2 protein-coding genes are annotated in these 1,290 nt (G+C 64.2%); both read right to left on the bottom strand.

The window, feature by feature from the left end:
* Nucleotides 1-631 (bottom strand): CoA transferase subunit B (locus tag DES52_RS22415; protein WP_110889051.1); only part of this gene is annotated, 631 nt, incomplete at its 3' end.
* Nucleotides 631-1,290: CoA transferase subunit A (locus tag DES52_RS22410; RefSeq protein ID WP_245901233.1), on the bottom strand; the 660-nt coding region annotated here is incomplete at its 5' end. The genes DES52_RS22410 and DES52_RS22415, both read right to left, overlap by 1 nt.

Below are 1,290 nucleotides of genomic sequence, written 5' to 3'. Positions count from 1 at the left end.
CGCGGAGGTGAAGAGGAGCGCCCGTCTGCCGCTGCACGTCCCGCCCCTCCACGCCCGGCGCCACCTCCACCAACACCAACCCGTCGGGCGTCACGTCCACCACCCCCAACTCCGTGATCACCCGCTGCACCACCCCCAACCCCGTCAACGGCAACGAGCATCGCTCCACCAACTTGAAGCCACCCCCCTTCGCCGTGTGCTCCATCAACACCACCACCCGCCGCACGCCCGCCACCAAATCCATCGCGCCGCCCATCCCCTTGACCATCTTGCCGGGAATCATCCAGTTCGCCAGGTCCCCCGACGCTGACACTTGCATCGCCCCCAAAATCGCCACGTCGATGTGTCCACCACGAATCATCGCGAACGAATCCGCGCTACTGAAGTAACTGCCGCCCGCTTGAATCGTCACCGTCTGCTTGCCCGCATTGATCAAGTCCGCGTCCACGTCCGCTTCCCGAGGAAACGGCCCCAAGCCCAGCAAGCCGTTCTCGCTTTGCAACGTCACGTTCACGCCCTCGGGAATGAAGTTCGCCACCAACGTCGGCATGCCGATCCCCAAATTCACGTACATGCCGTCGCGTAACTCCAACGCGGCGCGCCGCGCCATGTCTTCTCGACTCCACGCCATTACACCCTCACCGTCCTTTGCTCGATGCGTTTGACGGGCGTGGCGTTGACGATCACGCGATCGACGAAGATGCCCGGCGTGTGAATGGCGTCCGGGTCGAGTTCGCCGACCTCGACGATCTGCTCGACTTCGGCGATGGTGACGCGACCGCACGTGGCGACCATCGGGTTGAAGTTGCGCGCGGTTTTGCGGTAGATGAGGTTGCCGGCACGGTCGGCCTTCCAAGCTTTGACGAGGGAGACGTCGGCGCGAATGCCGCGTTCGAGCAGGTAGGTGACGCCGTCGAAGTCTTTGTGTTCTTTGCCGTCGGCGACGGGCGTGCCGACACCGGTGCGGGTGTAGAAGCCGGGAATGCCGGCGCCCCCGGCGCGTAGGCGTTCGGCGAGGGTGCCTTGCGGTACGAATTCGATGTGGAGTTCACCGCTGAGGTATTGGCGTTCGAACTCGGCGTTTTCACCGACGTAACTGCTGATCATCTTGGTGATTTGGCGGGTGTGGAGCAGGAGGCCGAGGCCCCAGTCGTCGATGCCGGCGTTGTTGCTGACGACGGTGAGGTGGCGGGTGCCACTGTCGCGCAGGGCGAGAATGAGCGCTTCGGGGATGCCGCACAAACCGAAGCCGCCCACGGCGATGGTTTGGCCGTGTTGCACCACGTCCCT

The organism is Deinococcus yavapaiensis KR-236, from assembly GCF_003217515.1.
In the GTDB taxonomy this organism is placed as follows: domain Bacteria; phylum Deinococcota; class Deinococci; order Deinococcales; family Deinococcaceae; genus Deinococcus_A; species Deinococcus_A yavapaiensis.
The sequence above is the reverse complement of the archived record's forward strand: the minus strand, read 5'-3'. Positions and strand labels throughout refer to the sequence as shown.